The sequence below is a fragment of the Candidatus Neomarinimicrobiota bacterium genome, from assembly GCA_016784545.1.
Lineage (GTDB): Bacteria > Fidelibacterota > UBA8477 > UBA8477 > JABMPR01 > JABMPR01.
The window spans coordinates 1-16,009 of the sequence record JADHUM010000030.1; the positions used below are offsets into that span (position 1 = coordinate 1).

At 46.9% G+C, this 16,009-nt stretch carries 14 protein-coding genes; 8 read left to right on the forward strand and 6 right to left on the reverse strand.

From position 1 onward, the window contains the following. The first annotated feature begins 329 nt into the window (after nt 1–329). The 4 genes from ISR87_08265 (at nt 330) to ISR87_08280 (ending at nt 4,047) form a co-directional block, all read left to right on the forward strand. Nucleotides 330–731 (forward strand): hemerythrin family protein, encoded by a 402-nt coding sequence (locus tag ISR87_08265; protein ID MBL7025438.1) that lies wholly within the window; start codon nt 330–332, stop codon nt 729–731. Between the two features lie 33 nt (nt 732–764). Further along, nucleotides 765–1,553, forward strand: a complete 789-nt coding sequence (locus ISR87_08270) for a GNAT family N-acetyltransferase (GenBank protein ID MBL7025439.1) — start codon at nt 765–767, stop codon at nt 1,551–1,553. Between the two features lie 15 nt (nt 1,554–1,568). Continuing rightward, nucleotides 1,569–2,342, forward strand: a complete 774-nt coding sequence (locus ISR87_08275) for an ABC transporter ATP-binding protein (GenBank protein MBL7025440.1) — start codon at nt 1,569–1,571, stop codon at nt 2,340–2,342. A 97-nt stretch (nt 2,343–2,439) separates the two neighbouring features. After that, nucleotides 2,440–4,047, forward strand: coding sequence for a hypothetical protein (locus ISR87_08280; protein MBL7025441.1), 1,608 nt, complete (start codon nt 2,440–2,442; stop codon nt 4,045–4,047). Between the two features lie 122 nt (nt 4,048–4,169). Here ISR87_08280 and ISR87_08285 read toward each other — a convergent pair whose 3' ends face one another. The 6 genes from ISR87_08285 to ISR87_08310 all read right to left on the reverse strand — a co-directional run bounded on the left by ISR87_08285 (nt 4,170) and on the right by ISR87_08310 (nt 11,222). After that, nucleotides 4,170–4,652 (reverse strand): peptidylprolyl isomerase, encoded by a 483-nt coding sequence (locus ISR87_08285; GenBank protein MBL7025442.1) that lies wholly within the window; start codon nt 4,650–4,652, stop codon nt 4,170–4,172. 343 nt (nt 4,653–4,995) lie between these two features. Continuing rightward, nucleotides 4,996–5,772 carry a hypothetical protein gene (locus tag ISR87_08290; GenBank protein ID MBL7025443.1) on the reverse strand — a complete coding sequence of 259 codons (777 nt, stop codon included), beginning with the start codon at nt 5,770–5,772 and terminating at the stop codon, nt 4,996–4,998. Nucleotides 5,773–5,854: 82 nt separating this feature from the next. Next, the gene (locus ISR87_08295; protein ID MBL7025444.1) at nt 5,855–8,584 is read right to left on the reverse strand and encodes an MMPL family transporter; all 2,730 of its coding nucleotides are present in this window, start codon (nt 8,582–8,584) and stop codon (nt 5,855–5,857) included. A gap of 105 nt (nt 8,585–8,689) precedes the next feature. Beyond that, nucleotides 8,690–9,874: a hypothetical protein gene (locus ISR87_08300; GenBank protein ID MBL7025445.1), complete on the reverse strand. Its 1,185-nt coding sequence runs from the start codon at nt 9,872–9,874 to the stop codon at nt 8,690–8,692. Then, nucleotides 9,871–10,620: an outer membrane lipoprotein-sorting protein gene (locus ISR87_08305; GenBank protein ID MBL7025446.1), complete on the reverse strand. Its 750-nt coding sequence runs from the start codon at nt 10,618–10,620 to the stop codon at nt 9,871–9,873. The genes ISR87_08300 and ISR87_08305 overlap by 4 nt, the downstream gene beginning before the upstream one ends. Beyond that, nucleotides 10,617–11,222, reverse strand: coding sequence for a TetR/AcrR family transcriptional regulator (locus ISR87_08310; GenBank protein ID MBL7025447.1), 606 nt, complete (start codon nt 11,220–11,222; stop codon nt 10,617–10,619). The genes ISR87_08305 and ISR87_08310 overlap by 4 nt, the downstream gene beginning before the upstream one ends. A gap of 173 nt (nt 11,223–11,395) precedes the next feature. Here ISR87_08310 and ISR87_08315 point away from each other — a divergent pair, with 173 nt between their 5' ends. The 4 genes from ISR87_08315 (at nt 11,396) to ISR87_08330 (ending at nt 15,992) form a co-directional block, all read left to right on the forward strand. Next, complete coding sequence (locus ISR87_08315) at nt 11,396–12,985, forward strand: ABC transporter substrate-binding protein (protein ID MBL7025448.1); 1,590 nt, start codon at nt 11,396–11,398, stop codon at nt 12,983–12,985. An 8-nt stretch (nt 12,986–12,993) separates the two neighbouring features. Then, nucleotides 12,994–13,314 carry a hypothetical protein gene (locus tag ISR87_08320; protein MBL7025449.1) on the forward strand — a complete coding sequence of 107 codons (321 nt, stop codon included), beginning with the start codon at nt 12,994–12,996 and terminating at the stop codon, nt 13,312–13,314. 174 nt (nt 13,315–13,488) lie between these two features. After that, nucleotides 13,489–14,667 carry a DUF819 family protein gene (locus ISR87_08325; GenBank protein MBL7025450.1) on the forward strand — a complete coding sequence of 393 codons (1,179 nt, stop codon included), beginning with the start codon at nt 13,489–13,491 and terminating at the stop codon, nt 14,665–14,667. 449 nt (nt 14,668–15,116) lie between these two features. Next, complete coding sequence (locus ISR87_08330) at nt 15,117–15,992, forward strand: rhomboid family intramembrane serine protease (GenBank protein ID MBL7025451.1); 876 nt, start codon at nt 15,117–15,119, stop codon at nt 15,990–15,992. The last annotated feature ends 17 nt before the right edge of the window (nt 15,993–16,009 follow it).

Below are 16,009 nucleotides of genomic sequence, written 5' to 3' on the forward strand. Positions count from 1 at the left end.
AATCAGCATGCCCTTACCGTTCTCAACAAAGGCCAGGAATACTCACAGGGACGGGGTAGGACGCACCGTCAAAGAACCATCTATAAATATGATGGCATGGAAATCTTTTTTCCTTGACTTTCTTTTTCATAGAAGACAGGTAGGCTCAGGCTATTGTGTCATTGCGAACGAATGTAATGAGCGCGGCAATCTTCATATTCGAGGACAGGTTCGAGATCGCCGCGTCGGTTTTCAACCTCCTCGCGAAGACTGGGTGGTTCTGGTGCCAGGGGTGGGAATTTTGGTTGTCAGGGTTATCTTTTTGGAATTGAGACACAGGAGAGATGCTTATGTTTGCATGGACAAATATTATGTCTATTGATAATGGTTTTATTGATGAAGACCATAAGAAGCTTATCGAAATAGCCAATCGGGTTGTTCAGCTTCACCACCCCAATCGTGATGCCGAAGAACTGAAACAGGCCATTCGTGATCTATATGATTATGTTAAATATCATTTCTCACGTGAAGAAGCCTTCATGGAGGAAATTCAATATCCCCATGCTGATGCCCATCATCAAAAACATGAGGGGATTGTCAAAGAGATGAATCACTATCTTACCAGCTCACATCACATGGGCGAAATGTTGGAAAATTTTCGCACACTCATGAACAAATGGGTGCTCAATCATATTATGGATGAAGATATACAACTCCATGAATTCATAATTTCCAAACAGTCACCCAGCTAAATCAGAGCCCCCCCGAGGTAATTAAAGAAATATATGAAACTTTCACCACAGCTCCAGGCTGATCTGGATAGTCGAAAACTAAAGCTGATACAGGCCTGCGACCTGGATGGTTTTCTGGATGCGTCAGATGTGGTTACGGTGCCATGCTGGCCGGAATTCATGATGAACGATACAGTGGCTAACAGTAATTGGCGACCCATGCATGATAAATATCCTGAGTTCCAATTTGCCCTGATAGAGCAGGACACAGATAATTGGATTGCCGTGGGCAATAGCATCCCCCTGCATTTTGAAGGTCCTCTGGAAGACCTGCCAGACGCCGGTTGGGACTGGGCGGTTCTAACGGGCATGCAAGCTGAGCAGCCGGCAACTCTTTTATGTGCGCTGGCGATTCAAATTCTACCGGAATATCGAGGTGGCGGCCTGAGCGCTTTCATGATTAAAGTCATGCTGGAAATCGGCCTGAGCCATGGGCTTGGCAAATTGATTGCGCCAGTACGCCCGAGTAAAAAAAGTGATTATCCTCTGACCCCCATGGCGTTATATATTGAGTGGTCAAAAGAAGACAGACCCTTTGATCCCTGGTTGCGGGTTCACCACCGCCTGGGGGCACGCATATTAAAAGTTTGTCCGGAGGCGATGCACATTTCCGGGACCATCAAGTCTTGGGAGGAATGGACCGGTTTGAGTTTTCTGTCCGGTGGTGATTACATTATCCCCGGTGCCTTATCGCCAGTGACAATTGATATTGAAAATGATCGTGGCGTCTATATTGAAGCCAATGTGTGGATGCTCCACGATTATTACCAAAAAGCGAAATAGAAGAGAAACTATCTCATGATAAAGTTAGAAAACCTCTCAAAGCAGTTCGATACTACCCTGGCTGTAAATAAGCTGGACCTGCATATTGAGAAAGGGGAGCTGTTCAGTTTTCTGGGACCCAATGGGGCCGGAAAAACCACCACCATAAAAATGATGGTTGGCTTAATGACACCTACCCAGGGTACCATTCACATGGGTGGATTCAATGTGGATAAAGAACCCCAGAAGGCCAAGTTTATCACGGGTTATGTCCCTGACGCGGCCTTTCTCTATCAGCATTTGTCCGGGCTGGAACTGCTGATGATGGTGGGGCAACTCTACTCCATGGACAACAAGACCGTGCATGCGGAACTTGACGCATTGAGTGAGCGCTTGTTTATGAAGGAATGGATTGGTGATCGTATCTCGGGATACTCTCAGGGAATGAAACAGCGGTTGGCCTTTGCATCAGCCTTTCTGCACAGCCCTGAAATATTGATTATTGATGAGCCCATGGTGGGTCTGGATCCCAAAACCGCCAGGATCATCAAAGACATGCTCAAAGAGCGCAGTGAACGTGGCGTCACGGTCTTTATCTCAACTCACAATTTGAATGTGGCGGAGGAATTATCAGATCGCATTGCCATTATCAACAGGGGAAAACTCCTGGGTCTGGGCACGGTGGATTCCTTTGAGTCCATGGCCGGTGAGCAAGAGAATCTGGAAGAGCGATTTTTGAGAATTGTTGAAGAAGAAGAGCACACGGTGGGGCACCAGGACCTTGATGAAGCACGACCCCAAGCCAATTGACCACCATTTATAGATTGGAGATTTTGTCATCGTAAGCCAGCAAGCCCAACTTCTGTTCCGTGTAAAACGCCAAAGCCTTAAGGGGTTCCTTTCAGGTGTGTTCAAGCAAAAACGCCTGGAGATTATTGTATCCAGCCTGATTGTTTTCGGACTGATTTTTGGTGGATATAAACTGTTTGTCTCCGGGGGCAATTTTCTCCTCAGACAGGGAGAGCTGGGCGGGGTTTTTCTGGATCGTCTGTTTTACCTGGGTTGGTCCATTATTTTTTACCTCCTGATTTTATCAAACCTGGTGACGGGTTTTTCAACCTTTTACCGTTCGCCTGAAGTCGCCTTTCTCATGACGTTGCCAGTTGACAACAAGCAGATTTTCAGGATCAAGTTTATTGAGAACCTGATTTACAGTTCCTGGGCAATTCTTATTCTGGGAATCCCGCTGACACTGGGCTACGGATCACTACAGGGCTTATCATTCTGGCAGTATGGCCTGGTCTTTATTACCGGGATTCTGCCCTTTCTCTTTATTGCTACGGTGTCTGCCAGCCTGCTGCTCATGTTGCTGGTATTCCTGAGTCGCTTTTTTAAGATGCGAACGGTCTTTATTTTTCTTGGTGTCATTTTTACCGGTGTTTTTTATCTCTATTTTAGTGTGAGTCAACAGGACACGGTCTTGACTGGCAATCTTGGCAACTTCAGGTCTCTGGGGCGCTATCTGGCCAATATGGCCAATACGTCTTTCCCCTTTATACCCAGCTACTGGTTGAGTCGTCTATTTATGGGGAGTGAAACCCTGGTGTTACTGGAGCGTCTTTTCTATTCGGCCATGTTTGTGACCACGGCGGCCCTGGGCTGGGAGCTTATAAACTGGACGGCCGAGCGTTTCTATTTTCAAACCTACCAGGTTATGGAAGGCCAGGGGCAAAAGACAAAAAGAACCCCACTGAGCAGGATTTTCAATTTTGGCTGGTATGGGTTGCGGCCCCCGGTAAAAGCCCTGGCCTCAAAGGATCTGGTCCAATTTCTACGGACGCCCCAGCAGTGGGTTCAGTTTTTATTGCTGGGTTTCTTTATTGGGGTGTATTTGATCAACCTGTCACGGGGTCAATTGCAAATGGATGAGTTGTCATCCTTTTGGCGCACCACCATCTATATTTTCAATTTTGGATTTACAGGATTCATTCTGGCAGCGCTAACGGCACGCTTTGTTTATCCCATGATCAGCATGGAGGGCCGCAGTCTGTGGATATTGCAGATGGCTCCCTTCTCCATGAAACGGGTCTTTGTGGAGAAATTCTGGTTTGCCTTTTTTGTACTTTTCACCCTCACCGAGGTAGTGGCTCTTACTTCAAATTTCTTTCTGGGTCAGAGTCTGGAAGTATCCCTGATAGCCAGTGGATTCCTGTTTCTCACCAGCCTGGCGCTGATCAGCCTGTCCCTGGGTCTGGGTGCCGTATATGCTCAGTTTAATGAGACCAATCCCATGAAAATAAGCAGTGGGTATGGCGGAATTATCACGGTGGTCCTCAGCCTGATTTATGTGGCCTTCTCGGTTACCTCACTGGTGCTGGTTATCAATCTGCACATAAACCACGGCTCAGATATTGTGATTGGGCTGATTGTTGGTTTTGTGATAGTGCTGACCGTCTTCTATACCTGGTTGCCTTTGAAGTGGGGTGTCAGGGCTATTAGTTCTTACGAGCGTTAGTCGAAAGTCTTAAGGTCGAAGGTCCAAAGTCCTAAGGTTCCAGGCTACCAATCCCCCGGACATTGAGCCTGCCTTGGAGTTGCTCATAGAGCGAAGACTGGTCGAAATGTCCACCCTCCTGACTATCCTTCAGTGATGATGACCTTTTGCATGACATCACCCTGCTGGATGCTGTTGAGGACATCGAGACCCTCTGTCAGTTTTCCGAAAACTGTGTGACGACCATCCAGATGAGGTTGGGAATCGTGGGTGATAAAGAACTGGGAACCATTGGTTCCCGGACCGGCATTGGCCATTGAGATGACATTGTCAATATGGCGATTGGGGTTTCCGGCAAACTCATCTTCGAATTGATATCCAGGACCACCCATTCCCGTACCTGTTGGATCTCCACCTTGAACCATGAAGTTGGGGATGACTCTGTGAAAGGCGACTGCATCATAATATCCCTCTCTGGCAAGAAAGATGAAGTTGTTGACCGTTTTTGGGGCATGGGCTGCATATAGGTCCAGTTTGATGCTGCCTTTATTGGTTACTATCTCGCAGGCGTAGTTCTTGGCGGTGTCGATCTGAAGTTCTGGGGGGGTGTTCCATTGTTGTGACATGTCTGTATTTCCTTATTGATTCATATTCAAATATTTAGCTTACAAAATATGAACGATAGGCGCATCCCCAATCAAATAAGCAAAAACCAATTAATAGCTTCCCTCAGTGTCCGGAGGATCTCATGGTGGAGATCGATTACCACGGCTTTTGGTGAGGGGGGATAGAGTTTTTAGTTAGAAGTTAGAAGTTAGAAGTTAGAAGTTAGAAGTTAAAAGTTAAAAGTTAAAAGTTAAAAGTTAAAAAATGTATGAGTTTATGAGTTGGGGGTTGAAATTGAAAATTTGGGTTGGGGTTGCCCCTTTGGTGGCGCAGGCAAGCAGGGTCGCCGGAGGCAGAAACCAACTAACTCCAGATTAACATGAGGTGTAAACCTGTGCTGTTTAGGGAGGGTGCATTGTTCAGCTTGACAGAATTGCCATCACCGCTATAAACCCCGGGCTTCAGAAAAGAAAAGGGATGAAATACCCCACCTGTTTTTAAGGTGATACTATGCTGGGTATCAGACTTTTTAGGAAGCAAAAATATGATGGAAATATCCGTGGAAAGGGCAAAATCAATTTGTCTCACTGTTAGCATTAGCCCGTCGTTTTGATAGATATCATCCCAGTCCATTTCCTTCCTACCGTTGGGCTTCAGGCTGAGATAATTTTGGCTAAAACCAAAGCCCAGTCCAGGAGCGATCTGTAAACCACCCACTGCCTTTTTATAGGAAAGATCAATAAGAACGCTGAGGAAGGTATACTTGCTTGAACCGGTGACTCCTTCGTTGTAGCGGTTCAGCAGCGCATTGCTGAATATGGTCGTTCCGACGGAGATATGGTCACCCACATCAACCTGACTGCCAAAAATCCAACCCAGACTGGCAGCTGCTATTTTACTAAAACCAGCTGAAAGCAAAGAGCTGTTAAGGTCGCCAAGATTGCTGTACTGTTTGGTCATGAGGCCAAGTTTTGTGGCGGTGATTACTTCAGGCCCCTCTTGCTCTTGATCCAACAAGACATTTCGCTCAAGGAGAGAATTGATTTCTAGGGAGTCAGTTAAAAGATATTGCTCAATATCCTCTTGAGCTGTTGATGTGATTGAGAGTGTGGCCAGCAGGCAGAAAGTCAGGTTTCTCATGTGATGCGAACTCCTAGTTGAAGGGCGAAACGAACGGTCCGTGAGGGAGAGTCCTCTCTCCCCCACAAGAACCTAATTGGCGTTATTTCTTTTTGTCCAGCAAGCCCATAAATGCCGGGAGTATGATTATGGTGGTGAAAAAACATGCTCCCACACCAAAAATAAGTGCATAGGACAAACTGGCATAGCCACGGAATGGTGAGAACATCATGGATCCAAATGCCAGGATGGTAGTCAATGAAGTTAACAAGACCGCCTTCCCGGTACTTGAAAGCACTATATTGGCTGAGCGTGGCCCCTCCAATCGCCAACGATGGACCACATGAACACCATCATCTATACCAATTCCCAGGATCAGGGGCAAAGCCATGACATTCATCATATCCAACTGGAAACCAAAGAGTTGCATGAGGCCAACCATCCAGACTGCACCTGTAGCCAGGGGTAGCATGGCAATCAAGGCATACTTGAAGCTCCTGAAGTCGAGAAGCAGAATGAGATAGACCAAAATCAGGGTCAGATAGGCGGCATTGCGACCATCGCGACCAATGATATCAATAAGTGCCCGCATGATCACCGGCATTCCCGTGGTACGTTCACTCACCGTTTCCAGCTCGTTTGCAAACTGTTCCATGAATAGTTTGTCCTGCCAGATATTTCCAGAGGGCAGTACCGTTGTGAGAAAGAGCGATCTGTCTTTGCTGGCATAGCGGTCAACAATTGACTCTGGAAGCATTTCCAGACTAAGGGATGAGGCGTTGGCCATTTTCAAGACGCTTGCTGTGAAATAGCTCGCATAAGCGTCCTGGAAAGCATTCAACTTTGTCGTCACAATACTCGGTCCCTGGTCAAAAAGTCCATAAATGTGGCTGAATATTGTAATGGCTGGTGGATTCTCTACGCTGCCAACAATCTCTGTGCAGCGCCTGTAGACTTTATCCTGCCCACCCAGAAAGGCCATGGACTGAAATTCCATGATATTCATTTCCAGTCTTTCGATTTCCTGTCGAATCAGGTCAAGGTCTTGAGCTTTTATGGGAGCCACCTGTGCACTCTGCATGAGAGTATGAATCTCTTCAATATGGGGTGTTCTTTTTGCCTGCTCCTCAAGTGAAGGGATGAAAATTGAAATGTCTTCCACAGAGGCCACGGAAGGTAATTCTTTGGCCTTCTTGCGAAGCTCACGGGACTCCTCCACGCTTTCTGAAACGAGATAGGCGAAGTCCATGCTCAGGTCAAATTTATCCTGGACCGTGTCCTGGAGCATAATGCTGGGTAGCCCCTCAGCCTCAAGATCCATCATATTATGATTAAATGTGATTTGCCGGGCACTGAAACCCATGAGAATGGTGATCACAACTACGGCGGCGAGACTGAGCCAGGGATTGTCCTGAATAAACAGGCCAGCTTTACCCAGTGGTTTGAGCGTGAGATCTCGTAGGGTAACCTCGGCGGAGAGGCCCTTTTTTAGCTGTTTTTTTTCATACCGACGTTCTCTTACAACCAGGAAGACCGGGAGCAATACAAAGCTGGAAATCATAACTGCTATGAGTCCTATGGCGGTTACCAGGCCCAGTTCGCTCATGGCCCGGGAGTCACCAATCATTAGCGCTAGAAAAGCTACAGAAGTTGTCAGTGCGCCTGTTGACACACCACCACCACTTTTTTGCAGGCCAGCAAGGGTGGCTGCTTCCAGAGAGAGTCCCTTGCCGCGCATTTCCGTAAAGGTTGAAATAATATGAATGGAGAAATCGATACCCAGACCAATCAATATGATCATGAACATGGCCGTCATAATATTTAACACGGGAACCACCACAGCCACAATACCAGCTGCCCAGATCAAGCCAACAATCAGATTGAGCAGGGCAAGGGCGGGGGCCATGGCCATCCTGAAAGCCACGTAAAGTAGTGCACCAATGAGGAAGAAGGAAAGTCCCATGGATATCTCAAGACCCTGAGAACTATAATACATTTCATCCCGACCAACTGCTATGGCACCTGAGAGCCCGGCTTGCACATGGGGGTGATCTTTCAGAACGTCGTTGAGAACGGCCTGAACAGCATCGGTTCCATCTACAATCATGAAAGCATCCATCATGCTGAAGGTGGGTATGAGATTCATGATCAGGGCTTCTCTGTCGTAGGAGAGGAAATAGGGTTCACCCAATAATAGTTTATCCACAGCTGCTTCAGCAGCCGGAACTGAAATGGTTCCAGTTTTCAGGGTTTGTTCCATGGTCCCAAGCCAGCTATTGATACCGTTGAGAAAGACCAGCGCACCATCTTCCTCTTCCCTGGTTGACATGGATTCATCAGGTTGGATGTATTCTTTTTCAAAGGAGTTGTTCATGTTGGTCAACAAGCCGGCCAGACCGGGATCCTGGAAAATGTCCTTCATGTTTTTCAGATCATCTTCCTTCATGAGCATAAAGCCATGCTCTTTCATGAAATCCAGATCAGCTTTATAGTCGACGCGGCGGACATAAATTGCTGGCTCCTTGTCCTTGCCTGGAATGGTCAGCGAATCAAGGACCCGGGGGGCCAGATCATCAGCGAAGGCCTTGATGTCCGCTTCCTTGCCCTGAGCCACCACGATAATGCTGGAGGCAGATTGAAATTCCTCCAGGATGCGGTCGAATTCAAGGGTGCGTTTATCTCCTTCTGGGAGCATGTCCGACCATTTGGGCGTCATGGACATTCCACCTGAAAGGACCAGGGTTATTAGGGTTATGCCTGCCATTATCCAGAGCATGAGACTGGTTTTGTTTACAGCCAGGTCGGCCAGCTTTTTGATTAATCGAGCTCTCATGATTAACCCTTTCTTGAGTAGTAATTAAATTTAGAAAAACACGTAACCGTAAAGTTCGCAGAGGGCGCGAAGGCTTTGACGTTTAAGGAAGCGGGGTGATAGTGCTTAAAAATCACTGCGAACCCTGAGGCGAAGGCCCCAGTCCTGTAGTCCGAATTCTGCATTCTCCTCACCCCAGAACAGGCTGCCCTGGAGGGAGATATTGGTGTCTTCAAAGGCGTTCCAGTCAAGCTGAGGAGCCAGTGTTCCACTATTGTCGTTAAAATTTGCTATAACAAGGCTGCTCAGCGTGATATAATCGAAGGTGGGGTGCTTGGCATAGAAAAAGGCATAGTCCTGCATGAGGCTGTGAGTCTGGCCGCCCAGTGAAGCAAAGTAATCAGCAATGCTTAGTTGAGATATTTGGTCAGGCCGGTATCCATTGTGGAGAAATTCCGTCAGCACATAGAGAGAGTTGTCGAAGGTGTGGTCAGCCCCAAGAACAACCTCAGAATAGGAATTGATATTAGATACCGGGGGGATTAATAGAGCAGCCCATATGGGTATTCCACCGCTGTAATCAATTTTATTGTATCCATATTCCACCCAGATTCCACAGCCGAGGATTTCCCCGACCACACTACCCCCGATTAGTAGTTTTTTATCCAACTCTGTATATCCATAAGCAAGGCTTCTGACAGACTGCCAGCGGTGTTGGGCTACCGTCACTTCAAAATCAAAATGTCCCGCGCCACCCCTTAACCACACCTGCCTGGTAGAATTATCCCAATTACTTTCTGGCTTCAGGGCAATACTCAAGGAGGAGCGGCTATCCAGGGGCAGGTCAAGACGAATAGCTGGTACACCGGTTTGTTCGTAACTGGGATCTAATAGAGACTTGGTGTTGAAAATGTCGGTGGGGTTCCAGGCATATCCTACTCCGGGAGATAGTTGTTGCCTTCCCACAGTGAGGTCTGCCCAGGGGAAAGAAATGCGCATATACAGATTGTCGACGAGGATGGTGTCACGTATCTCTTCGATTAATTCAAGTCCGGAGTCTGAGTATCCCGGCAGAAAGTCGTATATATTCCAGCTGGTTTTCCCCCAGTACTTTTCAACATTCAGATTGGCGCCGATAAGCACATTGTCTGAGGGGCGGGCTTCCACATCAAGACGAAATTTGTTATAGCCGAACTTATAACTTATTGATCCAAGCTGCATCACATCAGCTTCAGATTCGAAGTAGCCAAAAAACTCTGGCTGTGCTAACAGCAGTGTCGGCAGCAGAAAAAATATCCCCCAGTATTTCATTTCTTCAAATTCCTTTCAGAGAAGAAGCCCTGAGGTGGTTCCCAGGCATAGGTGATTTCCAGATTTCTCATGGTTGTGCTTGACCGTTCTTTATGGTCGGTCATGACCATAATCATGGCGGTGGGATAATCCTCAATCATCTGGATGTCACTGAGCAGTAGAGATTTGGAGTTGAATCCTTTTTCATCGTAATAATCTAGAGCTACAGGGAAATAGTCTGACTGTCGGGCCCATAGGATAATTTTTGGATAGGGTGGGTCCTGTTCGGTGATACCCAGGAGTTCTACTTTCCAGACCAATTCGCTGTCACGGGTTTCCTCTGCCAGGAGTGTTGATGTAAATTTTGTCTGAAAAACATCTCCCCCGCCCATGTCTTCATAGGTGAAGTCAGAGCCTTGCATTTTTTGTTTTTTGGCATGAGAAGCAAGTTTGCGAACCCGTTTGGTCCGAGGGAAATAGCTCCAGATATCATCGGCATTGTTCAGCATGAGAAAGGCCTGGCCTCGAATTGCTGCTGGTTTAGTGTAGCGGGTCAGCGAGCTTTTACCTTTCTCAGCGGCCCAGGATTCGAACTCGAAAACCCGCTCCTTACCAGAACTGGTTATAATGGTTTGGGTTCCCCTGGAGTATGAATTCTCAGGTGACATGATGGTGGTGACTCGGTCGATAATTTCAGTTCCGGTTGGTGCTTGAGCAAACAGGCAGGAGAAGGAGATCAGGGAAAATAAAACTATTCTTGCCTTCATCGTTCCAGTCCTTTCATAAAACTGTCTATACCTTCGACGAGGGCCCTGTCATAAGCTGCTCGGTCATGGTTGAGCATAAATTGCCAGACAAAACCATCGATAAATGCCAGGGCTAGTGTTGCGACGCCATCAAAATTCATATCTCGAAAGTCTTCAGCCATGACACCAGCCTTCAAGATGTTGATGACGAAATGTTTCATCTTTTCATAAGATGCTGAAAGCTGTGTGGATTCATGCTCGCCACGTTGAATAGCCCTGGCACCCTGAGCCCACATTTCAGTGATGATGAGCATGGCTTCGTCCATTTCGAAGATGATTTCAATATTCATACGCATAAACGTACGCAGTTTGTCTCGGGGACTGAGATCCATGGCATACAGGGTTTCTGAAGCATCCACCATGTCGTTCATGATGGTGTCAACCATGGCATGAAATATCTCTTCCTTGCTGCTGAAGTATTCATATACAGTGCCTTTGCCGATACCGGCCTCTTTGGCAATGTCGGCGATTTTGCCTTTCTCTAAGCCATCTCTGGCAAAAATATGGATAGCGGCTCTGATTATTGCGTCTGCTTTTGCAGGATCTTTTTGTAGGGGACTCATAGTGGATTACCTCCTAAGGTTGAGTATGGCTGGAAAATATGACCGAACAGTCGGTCAGGCAAGTATTTTTTGGTGTTTCAACATAGTTTTTCCATAAATGCCATTCCAGTATATCTTAGACCACCATAGAATAACCTGGAGCGTTGAAAACAGCAAAATGAGAACACCTCGCCATGCTTAAGCACATGATGAAGCAACCTAAACGCCGGGTGCACATAATAGCACTTGTGGGAATGGTCATCTCACTCATGCTAAGTCTTGGGTCCTGTTGCTCAGAAGACCCCTATGCTGATTACCTCAATTTAATCATAACCACAGAGCCAAAGTCTCTGGATCCTGCCTTATCTGCTGATATTACAACGGGAGTTATAACTGCCTTGATGTATGACAACCTCGTCCGCTTTGGAACCGGCAGTGAAATCCTGCCTGGTCTGGCGAAATCATGGGAGGTGTCAGAGGATGGCTTGAGTTATATGTTCCACTTGCGAAGTGACGTCACTTTTTGGGACGGGAAACCCTTTTTATCAACTGACGTGAAGTATTCGTTCGAACGAGTACTGGATCCAGATACCCGATCTCCCCAAACCTGGTTGCTATCACCGATAAAGGGGGCTAGCGACTATATGCAGGGAAACGCAGATGAAGTGAGGGGTATAAGTGTAATTAATGATACGACAGTTCAGATAAACCTTACCTTTCCCTTTGCACCTTTCATAGGTTTTCTGGGTGCCCCGGCCACATCCATAGTGCCAGAATATGATGGTCAAGAGGTTGATTTTAAAATTTCACCGATTGGAACCGGACCATGGGTTTATCAAGAATGGCAAGCGGACAGACAGATACGTTTTAAGCGAAACGATAACTATTATGATGGTCCTGCAAAATTAAAAGGACTGTTATTAAATAATATGCCGGAAGTTTTAACTTCAGCCGTTGAGTTTGAGGCAGGTAACCTGGATGTGATGACTATTCCCAACTCTGAATTTAAGTATTGGACCCGGTCCACAGCCTGGCAGCCATACATTCACAAGCTTGATGAGCTAGGCATCTATTATTTGGCCATGAATGTCCAGAGAAAGCCCTTCGATGACCAAAGAGTAAGGCAGGCTGTCACCCTGGCCATTGATAGAGAAAAGATCATTCATCGCATAATGCACAATAGTGCAACATTAGCGCTAGGCCCGATACCGCCAGGACTTGAAGGCTATGACTCTACTAGAGTTCCTGTTAAATACGACCCGCAAGCTGCACGAAATCTATTAAAAGAGGCGGGATACACAGAAGGTTGTGAATTTGATTTGTGGGTAGACCCCGGTGCCGCGGTTTCACAAACCCTGGAGGCAATACAGCACTATCTCAATGAATCCGGCTTTATTGTTCATCTTGTTCGCAATGATTGGAATATGATGCGGGATGCCATGCGTAAGGGTGAAACTGACGCCTATTGGGGAAACTGGTGGGCAGACTATGCCGATTCAGAAAACTTCCTGGCCCCCCTCTTTCATTCTGATAATGCAGCACGCCGAAACAGATACTCCAATTCAGATGTCGATCGATCAATTGAAAAACTACAGCAAAGTTTGGATCCACTAGACAGAAAACTATTGGCCATGGAAATTGATAGTGTACTCATAGAAGAGGCACCCTATGCTTTTATGTGGTACCCGACATCTTATACTGTGGTGCAACCAAATTTAAAAGGCTATGTACCCCATCTTATGCCAAACGCTAATAAATATACCGACGTTTATTTCGAAGATTAGGACACATCATGAACAACATTGATTCTCATCCCATTCTAGGACAATTAAACGAAACCCAAAGACGTCTCACTAATGTTGCAGAAATTCAGACTGCTCTCGCCGAGCGAAGACGGGTCATGGAGCGGGACGGGAAATACACAACCATTGTTGCTGGCGTAATCGGTATCAGTGGCTTGTTTTTCATGAACCCACTCCCCTTCTATCTGGTTCTTGGCCTCCTGGTGATTGGCCTGCCAATGGTCTGGCGCCATCTTGTGAAAGAAGCTCGGGAATTTGTTATGACTGATGATGAGATAGAAGAAAAATTGAAGATAGAAGATAGAAGATAGAAAAAAGATGGGGAAGAAATGAGGACAGGTGGTGATATGAAGGCGGGAAGAAACAGAACTGACAATTTTCCCAATCAATCAAAAACATGAATGTTAACCCCATCAAACTCACTAAACTCATAGAACTCAATAACTCAATAACTCAATAACTCATAAACTCTAACAGGTAAAAACATGCCCCTGATAAATGACCCAACTGCTATCCTGGTTTATCTGATCTCCCTAATTGGCCTGATATACTTTATAAAACAACAGCCCTGGGCATCAAAAATATTCGATATCATCCCCCCTGTCATATGGGTCTATTTCCTACCCATGATATCCACCACACTGGGGATCACTCCAGAACAATCTGATCTATATGGATGGGTGAAAACATACCTCCTTCCTGCAGCCCTGGTATTGTTGCTTTTGTCTGCTGATGTAAAGGCCATTTCCAAGCTTGGACCCAAAGCCCTGGGAACCATGCTGGCTGGAACCATTGGAATTGTTCTCGGGGGTGTCATCAGTCTGGCCATCTTTGGTCGTTGGTTGCCTGAGGATGCCTGGCAAGGCATGGGCGCTTTATCGGGATCATGGATTGGCGGGAGCTCCAACATGGTTGCCGTGGGAACCTCAATTGGCGTAAGGGACGAATTGTTTGGGGTGATGATCATTGTGGATACCGTCGTTGGATATGGCTGGATGGGTGTCGTGATATTCATTTCGGCCTTCCAGACAAGACTGGATAAATGGAATAAAGTTACCTCCTCACCGGTGAATGAACTCGCCAATCACATGGCGACTTCGGATCATCAAAAGAAAGAGGTCTTAACCTTTCCAGGTTTGATCTATATGCTGGTAATTGGAATAGGTCTCGGATATGTGTGTCTCATAGCCGGTGAATTTCTCCCCGATCTTGGAAAGGTGGTTACCAGTTTTGGCTGGACGGTGATCCTGGTTTCCATTGTTGGGCTGGGTCTCTCATTCACACCAGTGGCAAAACTTGAAAAACAGGGCGCCTCACATCTTGGAAACATATTTTTGTACATTCTCCTGGCAACCATTGGCGCCAAGGCTGATCTACGTTCCATCACTGAAGCACCAATGTTTCTCATGGTGGGGGTTGTGTGGATAGGCATTCATGCCACGGTGTTGTTTAGCGTGGGCCGACTGTTAAAGGCACCCATGTTCCTCATCGCAACCAGCTCCCAGGCCAATATTGGAGGTGTGGTGAGCGCACCCATCGTTGCTTCTGTTTACCAGAAGGGCATGGCTCCGGTTGGATTGCTCATGGGGGTTCTGGGAAATATCCTGGGTCTGTATTTTGGGTTTCTCACCGCCCAGCTTATGGAATGGGTGAGCAGGCTTTAAAATAAATTTGGAAATCACCTTTGGTTTCGACTACTGTATGGCGGGGCAGGTAGGCTCTGTGTGACACCTCAATGTCCAGGGTCGTGCTCCGGCCCTTGAGCTCCCCTTTCTGTCATTGCGAGAAGCGTAGCGACGAAGCAATCTCCGCATTCAGGATAGGTTCGAGATTTATCTCTCTTAGCCTTGGCATAGAGAGATAGCTTCGTCGGCTATTGGTCTCATCCAACCTAACCCTTCGGGTATACTTCGTCCCTCGCACTTCGACTCCGCTTAGTGTGACAGCCAGGGATGACACAAGCTCAACGTGACACCCCCAGGGTGACAGCTCAACGTCCGGACTGATAAACGTCAATGTTACTGTTTCTTTCAAACACCTGCCTTTCATATCATCATAAATTTCTTATTATAATTCAATGAACCAGTGGAACTATCAGCAAGGCCCTCAACGCATGCGATTTGGCCCTAACAAAATGGGTGAGGGAGTACGTCAACTCCTCATCGCCAATGTTGTTGTGTTTTTGCTCACCCAGATCATGGGCATGCCCATCTGGGCCAATTGGTTTGGTTTGAACCCCCATGATGTCATTTTTGGTCTGCGCATCTGGCAGCCCTTTACCTATATGTTTTTGCATGGTGGTTTCTGGCACATCGCCATGAATATGCTTATGCTGTGGATGTTTGGTTCAGAACTGGAAGGGATCTGGGGTCGCAAAGAGTTCCTACGGTTCTATGTGGTGACTGGCGCCGGAGCCGGCGTCTTCTCTCTGGTTCCATATTTTATTGGTGTTCTCGGTGGGTACCGGGGAACCATTCCCTCCATTATCGGCGCTAGCGGGGCCATCTACGCCATTTTGCTAGCCTATGCCGTGACCTATCCTGACCGCAAAGTGCTGGTCTATATGCTGGTGCCCATCAAGGTAAAATACCTCATGCTTATTATGGGCTTTATGACCTTTGTCTCGGTTGGAAATGGTGACGGAATCAGCCATATAACTCATTTGGGCGGGCTGGTTGTGGGCTGGTTTTATCTGAGAAGAAATGGGCGCTACCGCGGTCTAAATATTCCCTGGAGACAGTGGCTTGGAAGACTTACTAAAATTCGATTCATCAATGACGATGCCCAGCGTAAGACGGGACCATCCGCCTCCAAACCTCAGCAAAAGGGTTGGCACCGTGTCAGGAGTGAAACTGAATTACGAAAAGAGATGGATGCCCTCCTGGATAAGATTACAAAAGTGGGTTACGAGAATCTTAGTAATGCCGAAAAAGAGCGCCTGTTGGAATTATCCTCACAGCTTTCAAATGATGGGAATCATCTGGACTAAACGCATCGGTTTTCACC

Coding starts and splice junctions, on each gene's coding strand:
- ISR87_08320 (MBL7025449.1), top strand. CDS start 12,994: ATGAACAACATTGATTCTCATCCCATTCTAGGACAATTAAACGAAACC.
- ISR87_08325 (MBL7025450.1), top strand. CDS start 13,489: ATGCCCCTGATAAATGACCCAACTGCTATCCTGGTTTATCTGATCTCC.
- ISR87_08275 (MBL7025440.1), top strand. CDS start 1,569: ATGATAAAGTTAGAAAACCTCTCAAAGCAGTTCGATACTACCCTGGCT.
- ISR87_08285 (MBL7025442.1), bottom strand. CDS start 4,652: ATGTCACAACAATGGAACACCCCCCCAGAACTTCAGATCGACACCGCC.
- ISR87_08310 (MBL7025447.1), bottom strand. CDS start 11,222: ATGAGTCCCCTACAAAAAGATCCTGCAAAAGCAGACGCAATAATCAGA.
- ISR87_08300 (MBL7025445.1), bottom strand. CDS start 9,874: ATGAAATACTGGGGGATATTTTTTCTGCTGCCGACACTGCTGTTAGCA.
- ISR87_08305 (MBL7025446.1), bottom strand. CDS start 10,620: ATGAAGGCAAGAATAGTTTTATTTTCCCTGATCTCCTTCTCCTGCCTG.
- ISR87_08330 (MBL7025451.1), top strand. CDS start 15,117: ATGCGATTTGGCCCTAACAAAATGGGTGAGGGAGTACGTCAACTCCTC.
- ISR87_08315 (MBL7025448.1), top strand. CDS start 11,396: ATGCTTAAGCACATGATGAAGCAACCTAAACGCCGGGTGCACATAATA.
- ISR87_08270 (MBL7025439.1), top strand. CDS start 765: ATGAAACTTTCACCACAGCTCCAGGCTGATCTGGATAGTCGAAAACTA.
- ISR87_08295 (MBL7025444.1), bottom strand. CDS start 8,584: ATGAGAGCTCGATTAATCAAAAAGCTGGCCGACCTGGCTGTAAACAAA.
- ISR87_08265 (MBL7025438.1), top strand. CDS start 330: ATGTTTGCATGGACAAATATTATGTCTATTGATAATGGTTTTATTGAT.
- ISR87_08290 (MBL7025443.1), bottom strand. CDS start 5,772: ATGAGAAACCTGACTTTCTGCCTGCTGGCCACACTCTCAATCACATCA.